Origin of the sequence: Candidatus Paraluminiphilus aquimaris, assembly GCF_026230195.1 — a bacterium.
GTDB lineage: Bacteria > Pseudomonadota > Gammaproteobacteria > Pseudomonadales > Halieaceae > Luminiphilus > Luminiphilus aquimaris.
In genome coordinates this window covers 118645-134895 of sequence record NZ_CP036501.1, presented here as the reverse complement: position 1 = coordinate 134895, position 16251 = coordinate 118645, and the positions used below count along the sequence as shown (strand labels likewise).

At 53.1% G+C, this 16251-nt stretch carries 18 protein-coding genes; 14 read left to right on the top strand and 4 right to left on the bottom strand.

Going from position 1 to position 16251, the window contains the following annotated elements:
- The first annotated feature begins 2 nt into the window (after positions 1-2).
- The 3 genes from E0F26_RS00635 to E0F26_RS00625 are packed head-to-tail and all read left to right on the top strand — an operon-like array spanning position 3 to position 2515.
- The gene (locus tag E0F26_RS00635) at positions 3-272 is read left to right on the top strand and encodes an HP0495 family protein (protein WP_279242110.1); all 270 of its coding nucleotides are present in this window, start codon (positions 3-5) and stop codon (positions 270-272) included.
- 4 nt (positions 273-276) lie between these two features.
- Entirely contained in the window at positions 277-888 is a 612-nt protein-coding gene (gene lipB / locus E0F26_RS00630; RefSeq protein WP_279242109.1) for a lipoyl(octanoyl) transferase LipB, read from the top strand.
- Between the two features lie 49 nt (positions 889-937).
- Positions 938-2515: a peptide chain release factor 3 gene (locus E0F26_RS00625; protein ID WP_279242108.1), complete on the top strand. Its 1578-nt coding sequence runs from the start codon at positions 938-940 to the stop codon at positions 2513-2515.
- Positions 2516-2595: 80 nt separating this feature from the next.
- Here E0F26_RS00625 and E0F26_RS00620 read toward each other — a convergent pair whose 3' ends face one another.
- The 4 genes from E0F26_RS00620 to E0F26_RS00605 form a co-directional block, all read right to left on the bottom strand.
- Positions 2596-3075 carry a glutathione peroxidase gene (locus E0F26_RS00620; RefSeq protein WP_279242107.1) on the bottom strand — a complete coding sequence of 160 codons (480 nt, stop codon included), beginning with the start codon at positions 3073-3075 and terminating at the stop codon, positions 2596-2598.
- Between the two features lie 35 nt (positions 3076-3110).
- Entirely contained in the window at positions 3111-4451 is a 1341-nt protein-coding gene (locus E0F26_RS00615; protein ID WP_279242106.1) for a glutamine synthetase family protein, read from the bottom strand.
- Between the two features lie 247 nt (positions 4452-4698).
- The gene (locus E0F26_RS00610; protein ID WP_279242105.1) at positions 4699-5535 is read right to left on the bottom strand and encodes a helix-turn-helix transcriptional regulator; all 837 of its coding nucleotides are present in this window, start codon (positions 5533-5535) and stop codon (positions 4699-4701) included.
- A gap of 106 nt (positions 5536-5641) precedes the next feature.
- Entirely contained in the window at positions 5642-7345 is a 1704-nt protein-coding gene (locus E0F26_RS00605; RefSeq protein ID WP_279242104.1) for a proline--tRNA ligase, read from the bottom strand.
- Between the two features lie 279 nt (positions 7346-7624).
- Here E0F26_RS00605 and E0F26_RS00600 point away from each other — a divergent pair, with 279 nt between their 5' ends.
- From E0F26_RS00600 to pal, 11 genes are all read left to right on the top strand, one after another.
- On the top strand, positions 7625-7921 hold the full coding sequence (locus E0F26_RS00600) for an FmdB family zinc ribbon protein (RefSeq protein WP_279242103.1): 297 nt from the start codon (positions 7625-7627) through the stop codon (positions 7919-7921).
- 29 nt (positions 7922-7950) lie between these two features.
- Positions 7951-9717: an aspartate--tRNA ligase gene (aspS, locus tag E0F26_RS00595; protein WP_279242102.1), complete on the top strand. Its 1767-nt coding sequence runs from the start codon at positions 7951-7953 to the stop codon at positions 9715-9717.
- 65 nt (positions 9718-9782) lie between these two features.
- A complete protein-coding gene (gene ruvC / locus E0F26_RS00590; RefSeq protein ID WP_279242101.1) occupies positions 9783-10301 on the top strand; it encodes a crossover junction endodeoxyribonuclease RuvC in 519 nt (172 codons plus the stop codon).
- 22 nt (positions 10302-10323) lie between these two features.
- On the top strand, positions 10324-10932 hold the full coding sequence (gene ruvA, locus E0F26_RS00585) for a Holliday junction branch migration protein RuvA (RefSeq protein WP_279242100.1): 609 nt from the start codon (positions 10324-10326) through the stop codon (positions 10930-10932).
- A 27-nt stretch (positions 10933-10959) separates the two neighbouring features.
- Complete coding sequence (ruvB, locus tag E0F26_RS00580) at positions 10960-12045, top strand: Holliday junction branch migration DNA helicase RuvB (RefSeq protein ID WP_279242099.1); 1086 nt, start codon at positions 10960-10962, stop codon at positions 12043-12045.
- Positions 12038-12466 (top strand): YbgC/FadM family acyl-CoA thioesterase, encoded by a 429-nt coding sequence (locus E0F26_RS00575; RefSeq protein ID WP_279242098.1) that lies wholly within the window; start codon positions 12038-12040, stop codon positions 12464-12466. The genes ruvB and E0F26_RS00575 overlap by 8 nt, the downstream gene beginning before the upstream one ends.
- Entirely contained in the window at positions 12456-13160 is a 705-nt protein-coding gene (gene tolQ, locus E0F26_RS00570) for a protein TolQ (protein ID WP_279242097.1), read from the top strand. Before E0F26_RS00575 ends, tolQ begins: the two co-directional genes overlap by 11 nt.
- Positions 13157-13576, top strand: coding sequence for a protein TolR (tolR, locus tag E0F26_RS00565; protein WP_279242096.1), 420 nt, complete (start codon positions 13157-13159; stop codon positions 13574-13576). Before tolQ ends, tolR begins: the two co-directional genes overlap by 4 nt.
- Positions 13573-14295: an energy transducer TonB gene (locus E0F26_RS00560; protein WP_279242095.1), complete on the top strand. Its 723-nt coding sequence runs from the start codon at positions 13573-13575 to the stop codon at positions 14293-14295. Before tolR ends, E0F26_RS00560 begins: the two co-directional genes overlap by 4 nt.
- 2 nt (positions 14296-14297) lie before the next feature.
- Positions 14298-15590: a Tol-Pal system beta propeller repeat protein TolB gene (gene tolB / locus E0F26_RS00555; RefSeq protein ID WP_279242094.1), complete on the top strand. Its 1293-nt coding sequence runs from the start codon at positions 14298-14300 to the stop codon at positions 15588-15590.
- Positions 15591-15678: 88 nt separating this feature from the next.
- Positions 15679-16245: a peptidoglycan-associated lipoprotein Pal gene (pal, locus tag E0F26_RS00550; protein ID WP_279242093.1), complete on the top strand. Its 567-nt coding sequence runs from the start codon at positions 15679-15681 to the stop codon at positions 16243-16245.
- The last annotated feature ends 6 nt before the right edge of the window (positions 16246-16251 follow it).

The following is a 16251-nucleotide window of genomic DNA, read 5'->3' as shown; positions in this document are numbered from 1 at the left end:
GCGTGTCTGAACCCCAAGCCCCCAAAATAGAGTTCCCCTGTCGCTATCCCGTAAAGGTTGTCGGAAGGGCCACGGCGGACTACGCAACAGCGATTCGTGCCATCGTCGAGCGCCACGCGTCAGACCTGACTGACGACGATATCGTTACGAAGAGTAGTCGGTCAGGTACTTTCGACTCCATAACGTTCAACATTATCGCGACCGGGGAGGATCAGCTTTCAGCCCTCCATGCAGAATTAGTTGCCTCGGGCCGTGTGTCCATGGTGATCTAATCCTATGCAGATCCGGGAATTAGGTCAGGTACCGTATCTCGCCACCATAGAGGCGATGAAAGCCTTTACCAAGGCGCGTGGTACCGACACGCCTGACGAGCTCTGGATTCTTGAGCACCCACCGATCTTTACGCAAGGCATTTCAGGTAAATCAGAACACCTTCTTGCGCCGGGTGATATCGAGGTCATTCAAACAGATCGTGGTGGCCAAGTGACCTATCATGGCCCTGGGCAGATCGTTATCTATGTACTGTGCGACATTCGACGTGCCAAGCTCGGTGTTCGCGATTTAGTCACAGCACTTGAGAACGCTATTGTTAGCTATCTCGCGGAGTTGAAAATTGAAGCTATTGCTGACCCGAAGGCGCCTGGTGTTTACGTCGATGGGGAAAAAATCGCTGCGCTTGGGCTGAAGATCAGTCGCGGATGCAGTTATCACGGACTTTCGTTGAACGTGGATCCTGATTTAAGCCATTTTGGACGCATTAATCCGTGCGGCTACGCGGGACTTCAAGTGACGTCATTGAAAAGGCTTTTGGGTGATGTCTGTCCCGAACAGTCTTACGCGGCGACACGATTAGTGCAGCATTTACAGTCAAAACTCTCACTGCGTTAAACACTCTCAGGTTGAAGCTGGCATAATCCGTCGCGTCATTGGAGGACCCATGTCAGAAACCGCTAACGCCATTAACGCTCGTCGTACCTTCGCTATTATCTCGCACCCCGATGCGGGCAAGACGACCATCACGGAGAAGCTGTTATTGCTTGGGTCCGCCATTCAGGTGGCGGGGTCTGTTAAGGGGAAGCGCGGTCCGCATGCGACATCAGATTGGATGGCGATGGAGAAGGAGCGTGGTATTTCAGTGACCTCATCGGTGATGCAGTTTCCGTACAAAGCGCGCACCGTGAATCTGCTTGACACACCAGGGCACGAAGACTTTTCCGAAGATACCTACCGCACGCTAACGGCTGTCGATTCAGCTTTAATGGTGGTTGATGGCGCGAAGGGGGTGGAAGACCGAACCATCAAACTTATGAATGTGTGTCGGTTACGCGATACCCCAATTATCGGCTTTGTTAACAAGCTGGATCGCGACATCCGCGATGCGATCGAGCTACTGGATGAGATTGAAGAGGTCTTGAAAATAGAGGCGGCGCCCATTAACTGGCCCATTGGCATGGGAAAGTTCTTCAAGGGTGTTTACAACCTGTACACCGACACTATTCATTGTTTCGAGCAGGGTAACGGGCAGACGCTGCCACCTGACACCCGGATTAATGGCTTGGATTCAGACGAGGCGAGAGCCTTGCTGGATGACGAGTATGACGACTTTTGCGACGAGATAGAGTTGGTGCGAGGTGCAAGTCATACCTTTGACAAAGACCGTTACCTTGCAGGTCAGCAAACCCCCGTCTTTTTTGGCACGGCGCTGGGTAATTTCGGGGTAAGAGAAATGCTCGATGACTTTGTCGAATGGGCGCCTAAGCCACAGCACCGGATGACTCAGTCACGTGATGTATCGCCCACCGAGGGTGCATTTTCAGGCTTTGTATTTAAGATCCAGGCAAACATGGATCCCAAGCACAGAGATCGTATTGCCTTTGTGCGGGTGTGCTCAGGCCGCTACGAAAAGGGAATGAAGATGCGGCATGTGCGGATAGAAAAAGATATTCGCATTGCTGACGCGGTCTCGTTTAAAGCTGGAGAGCGTGAACTGGTCGAGTTGGCAGTGGCTGGGGACATAATCGGGCTTCACAACCACGGTACTATCCAAATTGGCGATACCTTCACGTCAGGAGAAGCACTTCAGTTTACCGGCATCCCGCATTTTGCCCCGGAGCTCTTCCGTAAGATTCGTCTCGCCGACCCGATGAAAATGAAGGCGCTTCAAAAAGGTTTGCAGCAGTTGTCAGAAGAGGGATCAACGCAGGTCTTTGCCCCGTTGAACTCGACCGATTTGATCGTCGGTGCCGTGGGGCAGTTGCAGTTCGATGTAGTGGCGCACCGCCTGAAAGACGAATACAAGGTCGATGCGTTGTATGAGCCTGTCAATATTTACACGGCGCGATGGCTTGATGCAGATGAGCCCCGCAAGCTCGAGGAGTTTCGTAGAAAGGCGTCGGACCACTTGTCGGAGGACGGTGGCGGTTACCTTACTTACCTTGCCCCAACACGCGTGAACTTAAACCTCATGCAGGAGCGATGGCCGGATATTAAATTCAGAGAAACCCGTGAACACTAAAGGCTAGAGGGAAGCGCTCCGGCTTTCGCTGACGAAAGGCGACGTCGGCTTACTGACCGACGCCGTACCCGCGCCGCTTTTCACAGAAGCGCTTTGATCGCTTTTTCGATGTCGGCAGGTTTTTTCTGTGAGCCGAATCTTGCAACCACCTCGCCGTCACGGTTGATCAGGAACTTCGTGAAGTTCCATTTGATGCCCGCAGTTCCCATGATGCCTTTAACTTCAGACTTTAGGTGCTTGTATAGCGGATGCGCACCACTACCGTTGACTTCGATTTTTTCGAAAAGCGGGAAGCTGGTGCTGAAACGTGTTTCGCAAAATTCGACGATCTCCTCGGTGCTGCCGGGCTCCTGTGAGCCAAACTGATTGCACGGAAACGCAAGAATGGAAAAGCCCGCGTCCTTATGGTCGGCGTAGAGCTTTTCAAGGCCTTCGTATTGGGGTGTGAAACCACACTTTGACGCTGTGTTTACTACCAAAAGCACCTGGCCTTTAAAGTCCGCTAATGATGTTTCATTTCCGTTAGCCAAGGTGGCGGAGAAGTCATAAACGCTGGTCATAGCTTTATCCTTTGATTCAGAAGGCGCAAAGCAAACTACATTCGCAAATAAGTTTCCAGTTCAAATTCGGTGACGCGTCGAGAAAACTCATCCCACTCCTGTTGCTTGGTTGCTAAAAACAGGGTTTTAAACTCGGCGCTTAAATAGTCTGCCAATTGATTTTCTGTGCGGAAGACGTCGATGGCTTGATCCATCGTTGTGGCGAGCTTGGGTGCATCAATCGCCTGATCCCAGGCATTGCCCTCAATAGCTGTCGGAGGCTTTAGCTTATTCTCGATACCATGCCATATGCCTGCCAATACAGCGGCGAGAACGAGATAGGGGTTTGCATCTGCCCCTGCTACGCGGTGTTCAATTCGGCGTGCTGGTGCCGGGCTTTCGGGAATTCTGAGCGCTGTTGTCCGGTTGTCGTAGCCCCAAGTCGCCTCTGTTGGCGCGTGATTTCCGGGCTGAAAGCGGCGATAGGCATTAAAGCTCGGTGCGAATAGCAGAATTGATGCGGGCAGTAACTCCAAGCATCCAGCTACCGCATAGTGTAATAGCTCAGAGCCCTCTTCTTCCCCATTGTCAAAGACGTTAACACCGTTCTCTTCAAGGAGGCTGCAGTGGACGTGGAGACCGTTCCCGGCCTCGTTGTCGATGGGCTTGGGCATGAAACTGGCAATAAAGCCATGTCGCGCTGCGACGGAACGTATTGTTCGCTGCATTCGAACGACTTGATCGGCGAGTAGCATCACATCATCACTGTGTGCAACGTTGATCTCGAACTGACTGGGGGCCGACTCTTTAATAATGCCCTCGTAGGGGAGGTCCTGCGTTTCGAACGCCTGTCGCAGCGCTTCCAGCAGGGGCGCGTGGTAATCAAGTTCGCTTAGCGCATAAAGGTTGCCGCCAACGCTATTTTGATCGCGTAGCGCGCTGCCCACCGAGTCATTGGTTTCTGGTCGAGGCAGTAGACTGAATTCGAGCTCTACCGCCATGCAGGGTTTAAGTGACTTGTCGGTAAAGCGCCCAACAAGGGCATCGAGCACTTGCCGGGGATCTCCCATGAACGGAGAGCCGTCTTTATCCGACATGGTGAGTATGACTTGTGCTTGGTCCACGCCTCGCTCGGTAAGTAGCGGTCTCAATGACCCTTCAACGAGGTGACAGTAGCCGTCGATATCGCCATTAGCATGTGCAAGTTCGGGAATGTCACGGCCCCAGACATCCAGCCCAAGGGCTGACTTGGGCAACTTAAGCCCTTGATTTTCTATCGCCACCATCTTTTGTACGGGCAGCCATTTACCCCGTGCAATGCCATTGCAGTCGGTAATGAGCGCCTCAATCATGGTGATATCGGGATAGGCCTTTAAAAATTGTTTTGTTGTGTACACAGGACGCACCTGCTGTGAGTAAGGCGAAAGGGTGCGTGTTTGAGACGGTGGCGACAATGCCCTAGTTGGGGCAGTTGCTACCTAAGCTGGGTAAGGGGCGTAATACGGGCCCGCTCGCCACACTCAGGGTTTGGGTACGCCAGTGTTATCCATAAAGGGGGTGTCGATGAAGGACCTTGAGTAAGCGATGAGCGAGCAATAGGGCAGCCCAGGGGGCACGGCTCTCCCGTCTGTTAGCCCCTGCTGGTCAGCCCATGTAGGCCTTCAGCGGATCCTCACCTTTTGATTTTGCAACGTATGGAATGACATTGATAAACAGAGCGAAAAGGTCGGCCTGGCTGTTCACATCGAGCTTTTTGTAGATGGATTTACGATGTCTGCGCACTGTCTCAAGCGAGATATCAAGTTTCTCGGCGCTCGTATCTGCACCGTACCCGCGCAGGAGTAACTCAAGGACCTCTTGCTCCCGGTCACTGACATAGCTTGTTCCAAACGTCTCATACCCCTGCTGAATGTGGTAGTCGACGCCAGGTTGTAGGAGGTTACTCTCGACGAATTCTTCTCGGCGTGTATGCAAGTCAATTAGCTCAGCAAGACATTGACTCACGCTGCACAACCAATTGTATTCGTCCTCACTGAATTCACCCTGATTTAACAGCCGCATTAGACTGATGTTGATAACACTACCGTCTGTGAGACGCGTCACGATAATGGCTTCGTCGACCGTGCCTGTGCTTGCGTAATAGTCTTTGTGATAGCTGCTTTGCTCGAAGTCCCCAGTGACAAGCCGTGACAAGCGATAACAGTTGTTGCGTGGTGCGCTCAGTGAGATTTTGAAAAACGGGTCTTCCCGATAAGGCCCCTCCAAATATTCGTCCACTTGAGAATCGTAGGCGTCCTTCGGAATTTTGTGATCGAGCAACTGAGGCGGTAGATCCTTGTGATAAAGCCATGCCTGAGGGTAAGCCACGGGCACTTGCGCCTCGATCGCAGCAAATACTTGCTGAAAGAAAATAGGGTCTCCAACATGGGCAATGACATTAGCAAGGTCGCTATTCCAGCGCTGAAATGCATTACTGTCCACGTGAGTCCTCCTTTGCTTAGGCTTCACACTGAGAGCTTAATCAGCCGCGGTCAACCGCGGTCGTTGCGATTGCCAACTCGGTCACAGCGTAAGTCTGCGCACCAAACTATGATACCGCGTCCACCACGTAGGCCACCGCAGCGTCAATCGTAACGTTTGTGGCTTCGCTGTCTCGCCGACCCTGGACTTCAACAACGCCTTCATTGAGGGAGCGTTCACCAATCGTTACCCGAAGTGGTATGCCAATGAGCTCGCAATCCGCGAATTTGACCCCGGGTCGTTCCTTGCGATCATCCATCGCCACGTTGATACCCGCAGCTTTCAGGTCTGCATAAAGCGCTTGGGCGGCGGCGGCGACCGTTTCCGACTTTTCCATACCCAATGGAATCAGCACGACTGAAAAGGGCGCCATGGCCGCCGGCCAAATAATGCCGTTGGCATCGTGGTTTTGCTCAATTGCGGCGGCGACTATTCGCGTAATCCCAATGCCATAGCAACCCATTGTCATAGGCACTGACTTGCCGTTTTGATCGAGAACCGTGGCGTTCATGGCTTCCGAGTATTTTGTTCCTAGCTGGAAAATGTGGCCCACTTCGATGCCGCGTTTAATTTCGAGTACGCCCGCTCCACAGGGGCTGGGGTCACCTGCCACAACGGTCCGCAAGTCAGCAACTTCGTAATGTTCGATATCGCGACCCCAGTTGACGTTCTTCAAATGTTTATCATCCTCGTTGGCACCGCAGACGAAGTTGACGAGCACCGATGCAGCGCGATCCACCACAACTCGCGCGTTGAGGTTCACAGGTCCGAGTGAGCCAAAGGATGCACCGGTGGCCGTTTTTACTGCAGTCTCTTGCGCCATGCGAAGCGGCTGACTCAGACCATCGATTTTTTCGGCTTTAATTTCATTGAGCTGATGATCACCCCGTAAAACGAGTGCGACGAGCTCGCCTTGCGCGTCTTCGACAAATAACGTCTTAAGTGAATGGGTTGCGGGAACGCCGTAGCGCTTCTCCAGGGCCTCGATGGTTTTGGCGCCGGGTGTATCAAAGCACTCTAGCGGCTCAAAATCAGTCTTTACTTGTTCGGGTAGCAAGGCTTCGGCAAGTTCTACGTTGGCGGCGAAATCACTCTCTGTTGAAAAGGCAATATCGTCTTCACCTGAGTCGGCCAACATATGGAATTCGTGGGAGTGACTGCCACCGATGGAGCCCGTGTCGGCCTCTACGGGACGATAATCGAGTCCAAGTCGGTCAAAAATAGTGGAGTAGGCTTCGTGCATTCGCCAGTAAGTCTGTTCGAGAGAGTCTTGATTTTCGTGAAATGAATAGGCGTCTTTCATGACAAACTCGCGCGAGCGCATGACACCAAAACGAGGTCGAATCTCATCGCGAAACTTCGTTTGAATTTGAAAGAAATTTAAAGGCAGCCGCTTATAGCTTTTGATTTCGGTTTTGGCGAGATCCGTAATCACTTCCTCGTGAGTCGGGCCAAGACAGAAGTCGCGATCGTGACGATCTTTGAGTCGGCAAAGCTCGGGTCCGTATTGCTCCCATCGACCCGATTCCTCCCACAACTCCGCGGGCTGAACGACCGGCATCGATAGCTCAACGGCACCGGCATTCTCCATTTCTTCTCGCACGACGCGTTCAACATTGCGAACGACCTTGAGTCCCAAGGGCATCCAAGTATAGATGCCGGCGGCAATGCGCTTGATGAGTCCAGCGCGCAGCATCAGTTGATGACTGATAACCTCGGCATCGGCGGGCGTCTCTTTTGTCGTTGATATGGGGAATTGGGAAAATCGCATTGCGGGAACCTTCTTAAAAGCGTGCTCGCCGTCTCATTGGCAACGGCTGAGCGAAGTGTATCAAACCTCTCTTCACTATAGATCGGGACGACGATGATAAATGCCACCAGAAAACGCCTTTGCCTGTTGATACTTTGGTTTAAGCATCAAGATTTTCATGGGGCTTTGCGGCGCGATGCACCATACGGTCAGTATTCCCATTAACCTCGGCGGCCGATTAGTGTAATCTTGCGCCCGCCGCAACAAAGCGGTCCTGTTTTATTTCTTAGAGACCTTCGCATGCCAATTTACGAATACGTATGTGGTGCCTGCGGTAACGCGCTGGAGGCATTGCAGAAAATATCGGATGCCCCGTTGACCGACTGTCCGGAATGCGGTGCGGCGTCTTTGAAGAAAAAAGTATCGGCGCCGGCTTTTCGGCTGGCCGGATCGGGTTGGTATGAAACCGACTTTAAAACCGGCGCGAAAAAGAATCTTGTGAATGACTCGAGCACTACATCTGATTCAGGGAGCTCCAGTACATCTGCCACCTCATCTAGCAGTGCGACCAGCACAACGAAAAGCTCGGCGGACTAGGCCGACCGGAAGTGAATTAGAGAATGACCATGCGAACACATTATTGCGGTGCAACAAAAGACGTTTCTGTCGGGGAGACGGTCACAATTTGTGGCTGGGTTGACCGGCGTCGAGATCACGGCGGGGTCATCTTTTTGGATATGCGTGATCGCGACGGCATTGTTCAGGTGGTCTTCGATCCCGATACCAAGGAGCATTTCGCACTGGCGGATAAAGTTCGTAGTGAATACGTACTTCAGATCACGGGGCGAATTCGAGAGCGCTCGGCGGAGACCGTTAATCCCGCAATGGCGACAGGGCATATTGAGATTCTGGGCAAAGAGCTGGTCATACTCAATGAATCAGCGCCACCACCTTTTCCACTCGATGCGCACCAAACAGTGGGTGAAGATGTCCGTTTGCGTTACCGGTTTATGGATCTTCGCCGTGAGTCGATGCAACGTAATTTAATTAGCCGATCTCAGATTACGTCAACGATTAGAAGCTACCTGGAGTCTGCTGGGTTCCTTGATATTGAAACCCCCGTATTGACTCGCGCCACACCTGAGGGTGCCCGCGATTATTTGGTGCCCAGTAGAACGAATGCATCAAAATTCTTTGCGCTGCCACAATCTCCGCAGTTGTTTAAGCAGCTTTTGATGGTCTCTGGCTTTGATCGTTACTACCAAATTGCGCGTTGTTTTCGCGACGAGGACCTTCGAGCAGATCGCCAACCCGAATTTACTCAAATTGATATAGAGCTCTCGTTTACCGACGAGAGTGAGGTTATGCGGCTCACCGAAGGCATGGTTCAGACCCTGTTTAAGCAGCATTTAAATGTGGACTTAGGTGATTTCCCGCAAATGACTTGGCACGAGGCCATGGAGCGGTTTGGATCGGACAAGCCCGACCTGCGAATCGATCTGGAACTCATCTCCATCGATGATTTAATGCAAGACGTTGAGTTTAAGGTGTTCTCTGGGCCTGCAAACGATGTAAAAGGCCGTGTGGCCGCGCTCCGTGTGCCGGGTGGTTCCACCATTAGCCGCAAAGAAATTGATGAGCTCACTAAGTACGTCGGCAACTACGGTGCGCGCGGTCTCGCTTGGATAAAAGTGAACGACAAGGCCGCAGGTGTAGAAGGCTTGCAGTCGCCGATCCTTAAATTTATGCCCGAAGCAACAGTCCATCAGTTGGTGGAGCGATTGGCCCTCGAAGACGGTGATATCGTGTTCTTTGGCGCTGATAAGCGCCAAGTGGTGAACGATGCCTTGGGCGCTCTAAGACTCAAGGTCGCGGAAATGATGGGCCTTGTTGGGAGTGGCTGGGCGCCTCTGTGGGTTGTCGATTTTCCTATGTTTGAAGAGACTGGCGATGGCTCGCTTACGGCGATCCACCACCCGTTTACAGCACCCTCGTGTGATGTCGGTGAACTAACAGCTGCACCCCAGCAAGCGCTATCGCGTGCTTACGACATGGTGCTCAATGGCAGCGAAATTGGAGGTGGCTCGATCCGAATACACCGCCAAGATATGCAGAAAGCGGTGTTCGATGTGCTGGGTATCTCCTCTGAGGAAGCGGAGGCCAAGTTTGGCTTTTTGTTGGCAGCACTCAAACACGGTGCACCACCTCATGGCGGACTAGCCTTTGGTTTGGACCGCTTGGTCATGCTCATGGTTGACGGTCAATCCATTCGCGACGTGATTGCCTTCCCCAAGACTCAGTCAGCGCAGTGCGTCATGACCGATGCACCGGGAGAAGTATCGGAGCAGCAGCTTCGTGATCTCAGTATACGGTTGCGTACCCCCGAAAAGTAATTGTTGCCATGACATGACTCTATTGCTTGTTTGCCGCACAATCAGGCTATGAGCGGAGGTCATCGGTGACAGTCATTCTTGGTATCGATCCCGGATCCCGTAAAACGGGATTCGGTCTTGTCGAAGTAACACAGGCGGGTAACCGGTACGTCAGTAGTGGCGTGATCAAGTTGCCTGTCGATGAGCCCTTAGCATTGCGCCTTAAAGTGTTGGCTCAAGCGCTCAACGAGATTATTGACGAGTTTTCTCCAACGGTTGCTGCGATCGAAGAAGTTTTCATGAATAAAAGTGCCGGATCTGCCCTGAAGCTTGGGCAGGCACGCGGTGCCGCCATGGTGATTTGCGCTACCCGTGAGCTAGAAGTTTTTGAGTACGCAACGCGTCAAATAAAGCAGGCGGTCGTGGGTACTGGGGGCGCAACAAAGGACCAAGTCCAGCACATGGTGACGCGGCTGCTGCGACTGCCTGCGACGCCCGGTGAGGATGCGAGTGACGCGCTTGCGGCGGCGCTTTGCCATATTAGCGGAGAGGCTGTGCGACGCGCGACCGGAGCTCAGGCGTTCGCGATGCGACGGCTCAAGTAGTTCTCAAGGAGTTTTACAGCACATGATCGAACGACTACGCGGCATCATTATTGCCAAGCAAGCGCCAGAGGTCATCATCGACGTCGGAGGCGTTGGCTATGAAGTCAGAGTCCCCATGACAACGATCTATCAGTTGCCGGGCGTTGGCGAGGAATGCATTTTATTGACCCATTTTGTTGTGCGGGAGGATGCACAGCAGCTCTTCGGCTTTGTCAGAGAGATTGACCGGCGTTTATTTCGAGATCTCATTAAAGTAAACGGCGTAGGTCCAAAGCTGGCGCTCGCGATACTCTCTGGCATGGATACCGAGCAGTTTGCGGCTTGTCTCAATCGAAATGATGTCGATGCGCTGGTGGCGTTGCCTGGTGTAGGTAAGAAAACGGGCGAGCGGCTGCTTGTTGAAATGCGTGACAAGGCTGGGCAGTGGCTTTCGGATGTATTGCCAACTCAGGGTGTCGCTTCCCCTGCCTCAGATACTAAATTGGATATCCGTGGCGAAGCGGAGCAAGCCTTGGTGGCACTGGGATACAAACCGACAGAAGCCTCGCGGCTCATTTCGGCTGTCGAGTCCGAGGATGTCGAAACGAGCGAGGGTTTGATTCGTGCTGCATTACAGTCAGCTATGCGGTGAGGAAATGGCGTTAGCGAGGAAGTCATAGTGATAGAGACAGATCGACTAGTAGCGGGTGACACCGCCGACAATCGCGAAACGGCACTTGATCGTGCGGTTCGGCCGCAAACATTAAACGATTACATTGGGCAGACAGCTGTCAAGGAACAGATGGAAATCTTCCTGTCAGCGGCTAAAGGGCGAGGAGAACCACTAGACCATACGCTCATATTTGGCCCCCCCGGCCTCGGCAAGACCACGCTGGCCAGTATTGTCGCAAATGAGATGGGCGTGCAGCTGAAAACGACCAGTGGTCCCGTGCTTGAGAAGGCCGGAGACATTGCCGCTATCATGACGAATCTCGAACCTAACGATGTTTTGTTCATCGACGAGATTCACCGTTTGAGTCCTTATGTTGAGGAGATTCTCTACCCCGCGATGGAGGATTTTCAGCTTGATATCATGATTGGTGAGGGGCCCGCCGCACGCTCTATTAAACTCGATTTGCCGCCGTTTACGCTGGTGGGCGCCACGACACGAGCCGGTCTTCTCACGTCACCGCTTAGAGATCGCTTTGGCATCGTGCAGCGTTTAGAGTTTTACGAGGTGGGAGATTTAAAGCATATCGTTACTCGCGCTGCATCGATCTTGGGTGTTGAGGCCGATGATGCCGGGGCACTGGAAATCGCGAAGCGATCGAGAGGTACCCCTCGAATCGCGAATCGTCTAATGCGAAGGGTGCGAGATTACGCTCAGGTTAAAGGCGACGGGCTAATTTCTAAGCAAATGGCGGAGCAGGCCCTCGACATGCTGAGTGTTGATGATCAAGGTTTCGATCATTTGGACCGGCGTTTTTTACTGGCGCTCATTGAGAAGTTTGAGGGTGGTCCAGTTGGCATCGACAGCTTGGCCGCTGCGCTATCTGAAGAGCGAGGGACGCTCGAGGATGTTATCGAGCCCTATTTGATTCAACAGGGGCTCATTATTCGCACGCCACGCGGACGCATAGCGACGAACGCGGCCTATCGACATTTTGGGTTACCAGCGCCGAGGTCGGGCGAGTCCTTGGGCAAAACCTCGGAGCCCGCCTCAACCAATTTAGCGTTGGACCTTGGAGATAAAGAGGGTGCTTGAGTTTGCTTTGCCAATCCGTATTTACATCGAGGATACGGATGCCGGTGGTATCGTCTACTACGTGAATTATTTAAAGTATTTTGAACGCGCTCGCACAGAGCTTATCCGTTCTATGGGAGTCGATAAAACCGCTGTGATGGAGGACGGATCAGTATTTGTAGTGACCTCCGCGAGCATTGATTATTTGTTGCCTGCGAGGCTCGATGATGAGGTGGTCGCGAACGCAAAAGTCATCGCTGCAGGTGGTGCATCGATTGTCTTTGAGCAAGCTGTACTTCGAGGGGAGCAGGTGTTGGCCCGCGGTCAGGTTACCGCAGCGTTAACAGATGGAAAGACCGGAAAGCCTAAGCGAATGCCGATCGGGTTGAGGAAGGTGCTCAAAGGGGCGCTAATACCAAAAGAGGTAACAGATGACAGATGAACTGAGTGTAATCGAGCTAATAGTAGGGGCTAGCTTCACGGTCAAGCTCGTGATGGCCATTCTGGTGGCTGCGTCAGTGACATCCTGGTTCATGATCGTGCAGCGGGTCATCATTTTACGTCGTGCGGATGCAGAGCTCCTCGATTTTGAAGATAGATTTTGGTCGGGAATGGATCTCGCACAGCTCTATCGAGAGGGCTCTAATGCGATCGATGAGGGCGCTGATATCACCGGTGGTGAAGCCCTATTTCGTGCCGGTTTCAAGGAGTTTTCAAAGCTATCGCGTCAACCCAGCATGGACGCCGAGGCGATTGTCGAGGGATCACGACGCGCGATGCGCGTGGCGCTTACCCGAGAGAGCGATCGGCTGGAACACAATTTGCCCTTTTTGGCGTCCGTCGGATCTACAAGTCCCTACATCGGTCTATTTGGCACTGTTTGGGGGATTATGCACTCCTTCAGAGGGTTAGCGACAAGCTCACAAGCAACGCTTGCTGCGGTTGCACCGGGCATTTCTGAAGCACTCATCGCGACGGCAATGGGGCTTTTTGCCGCCATTCCTGCTGTATTGGCCTACAACCGGTTTGCAGCAAGAGTGGATGCGCTACTCAACCGTTATGATGCCTTTGTCGATGAGTTCTCGGGCCTACTGCAGCGGCAAAGCTACGCGCAAAAAGGCGGGAGTGGGCAGTGAGACCGCGTCGCGCCGTTGCTGAAATCAATGTTGTACCTTACATCGATGTCATGCTGGTGTTGCTGGTCATTTTTATGGCGACGGCACCGTTATTGATGCAAGGCGTGGAAGTTGATTTGCCTAAAGCCAATTCAACGCCGGTCTCTGACAGTGATGCTGAGCCTTTGATTGTCTCGATCGATGCCGAAGCGAAGCTGTATCTCAATTTAGGCGCGAGTGATGACCAGGCACTGAGTATTGAGACAGTGCGCCAGCGTGTTGCCACTGTGCTAAAACGCAACCCTGATAAAGCAGTGATGGTGTGGGGTGATGCGAGAGTACCCTACGGAGAAGTGGTCTCGCTTATGTCAGAGTTACAGGCTGCGGGCGCGCCATCAGTGGGGTTGGTCACCGAGGCGCCGGCGAGAAGACAGTGAATTCTGATCGCGTCCTCATTATCGCCGTCCCTTTATTTGTTGCTGTCCTTGTTCACGTGGCCTTTTTAGTCGCCATAGAGGGAGAGTGGAACACGAGTGAGGCAACGGTCGTCGCGAAAGCGCAAGTGGTTCAGGCATCGCTGGTGTCGTTGAAAGCGCCCAAGAAGTCCCCGCCCAAACCAAAGCCCAAACCAAAGCCCAAACCGAAGCCCAAGCCCAAGCCCAAGCCCAAGCCAAAACCTGCCCCGCTCGAGCCAAAGCCAGTCGTCCCGGCGCTCGTTGAGCCACCAAAGGAGCCGATCGAAGAGATCACACCTGACTCGCTGCAAGAGGACCGGCTCGCTGAGCTACAGAAGGAGTTGATGGCCGGGCTAGATGAACTCCCTCAGATGGCGTCTATTGATCAGGGGGATGCGCTTGACGAAGTTCAGCAGGTGGCCGCTTTGATGCAAGCCCGCATCACGCAAAATTGGCGGCGTCCAGCTTCTGCAAGAAATGGCATGGAGGCCTTGCTGACAATAAGCCTCGTTCCCACGGGTGAGGTGGTGGGTATTACTGTTGCGACCGGAAGCGGGAGTAACGCCTTTGATCGCAGCGCGATTGCCGCTGTTGAGCGCGTGGGTCAATTTCCCGAAGTGGCGGTTTTATCTATTTCTGATTTCGAGCGATACTTTCGCCGTTTCCCGTTGCGGTTCCGTCCTGAGGATTTGAGGTATTGATCATGTTGTTGCGTATTTTCCTGACTGTCTGCGCTCTTTGTTTTAGCGGCGCGTCCGTTGCACAACTCGAAATCCAGGTGACGCGTGGCATCGACAACCCCACCTCGATTGCAGTGGCACCCTTTGCTTGGGACGGTTTGGGCGCGGCGCCCGTGGACTTCGCTCAAATTATTGACTCTGACTTGGCCAGAAGCGGCCAGTTCAGCCCTGTTAGTCGCCGCGATATGTTGAGCTTGCCTACACGTACCGAAGACATTTTCTACCGTGATTGGCGGGCCATTGCGGCGCGTTATCTGGTTATCGGCCGCGTCAGTAAAGGTGTGCAACTGCGTATTGAATTCGCACTTTACGATGTCGATCGGGGGACTGAGCTTTTCTCATCCCAGGTGGCCGGTCCCGAGTCGGAGGCGAGAATGGTGGCACACCGTGTTGCGGATGCTATTTACGAGAAGTTAACGGGCATTCAAGGCGCCTTTGCGACGCGCTTAATTTATGTGTCGGTAACCCGAAATCCTGAGGGAAAAGACTTTTATCGCTTGACGGTTGCTGATGCCGACGGTCAGCGTCCCATCGTGCTACTCGAAGGGCGAGATCCTATTTTGGCGCCGAGTTGGTCACCTGACGGTAAGGAAGTCGCTTACGTCTCGTTTGAGTCATCGCGGCCTGCGATTTATCGGCAAGTGCTCGCGACGGGGGCGCGTGAACAGCTTACGAATTTCCGAGGCCTGAATAACTCCCCCGTATGGTCACCCGACGGCAGATCAATGGCGCTTGTGTTGTCCAAAGACGGCAGCCCCGACATATACCTTCTTGATCTCGAAACAAAGCAGCTGACGCGACTAACGCGTCATTATGCGATTGATACCGAACCGACTTGGATGCCGGATGGAAAATCCCTGCTCTTCACGTCTGACCGGGGAGGGCGTCCTCAAATTTATCGATATACCTTAGCCACCGGGAAAGTTGAACGTGTAACGTTCGAAGGGCGTTACAACGCGCGTGCGCGCGTCGCAGAGGATGGACGTAACGTTGCGCTCGTTCACCAGAGAGATGGTCGTTTTCATATCGGGGTCTTTGACTTGATTACAGAGCGAATGACTGTTTTGACGGAGACGTCACTCGATGAGAGTCCAAGTATCGCGCCCAATGGATCTCTCGTTATTTACGCGACAAAGCGAGGAGAACGAAGCGTGTTAGGTGCTGTTGCCGTTGACGGAGGGGTGAAATTTAGCCTTCCTGCTCGCTCCGGCAGTGTGCAAGAGCCCGCGTGGTCTCCAATGTTGTTTAGTTGGTAAGAAAAATCGTCACTTTCGTTCAACAAATAGACATATATGCGCTACATTATATGCAATACAAAACCAGACTTTGTGTAGGAAACACGCCATGACAACGAAAAACACTTTGGGGAAAGCAGCTGCAGTTGTTTTGATGGCCGCTTTAGTGAGCGCATGCTCAAGTAACGCGGCGAAAGAGGAGGCGGCAGCTCAGGCAGCGGCTGAACGTGCGGCGGCGGAGCAGGTTGCAGCAGCGGAGGCGGCAGCCGCAGAGCAGCGCGCCGTTGAAAAGCAGAAAGCCATGGCGATGGCTGAGAAGCGTGAAGAAAAACGTCGCCTTATGGATGCAGCCTCTGCAGTCGGTAGCGTTTTCTACTTTGATTACGATAGCTCATCGTTGACCGATGACTCACGCGCGGCCATTGATGCGCACGTTGCATTAATGATGGCTGATGGCGGTAACGTTCGTTTGGAAGGCCACACGGATGAGCGGGGAACACGCGAGTACAACCTCGCGTTGGGTGAGCGTCGTGCCAATGCGGTCCGTGACTACATGGTTGCGAGTGGTGTACCAGGATACCGAATTGAAACGATCAGTTATGGCGAAGAAAACCCGGTTGCCTACGGCTCGGGCGAGTCGAGCTGGAGCAAGAATCGACGCGTGGAGATCAAGTAAGGCTTT

Bases quoted from the DNA above. Each gene is read 5' to 3' on its own strand.
- tolQ (WP_279242097.1), top strand. From the start codon at position 12,456: ATGACAGATGAACTGAGTGTAATCGAGCTAATAGTAGGGGCTAGCTTC.
- E0F26_RS00620 (WP_279242107.1), bottom strand. From the start codon at position 3,075: ATGACCAGCGTTTATGACTTCTCCGCCACCTTGGCTAACGGAAATGAA.
- pal (WP_279242093.1), top strand. From the start codon at position 15,679: ATGACAACGAAAAACACTTTGGGGAAAGCAGCTGCAGTTGTTTTGATG.
- E0F26_RS00600 (WP_279242103.1), top strand. From the start codon at position 7,625: ATGCCAATTTACGAATACGTATGTGGTGCCTGCGGTAACGCGCTGGAG.
- E0F26_RS00605 (WP_279242104.1), bottom strand. From the start codon at position 7,345: ATGCGATTTTCCCAATTCCCCATATCAACGACAAAAGAGACGCCCGCC.
- ruvA (WP_279242100.1), top strand. From the start codon at position 10,324: ATGATCGAACGACTACGCGGCATCATTATTGCCAAGCAAGCGCCAGAG.
- aspS (WP_279242102.1), top strand. From the start codon at position 7,951: ATGCGAACACATTATTGCGGTGCAACAAAAGACGTTTCTGTCGGGGAG.
- E0F26_RS00625 (WP_279242108.1), top strand. From the start codon at position 938: ATGTCAGAAACCGCTAACGCCATTAACGCTCGTCGTACCTTCGCTATT.
- lipB (WP_279242109.1), top strand. From the start codon at position 277: ATGCAGATCCGGGAATTAGGTCAGGTACCGTATCTCGCCACCATAGAG.
- tolB (WP_279242094.1), top strand. From the start codon at position 14,298: ATGTTGTTGCGTATTTTCCTGACTGTCTGCGCTCTTTGTTTTAGCGGC.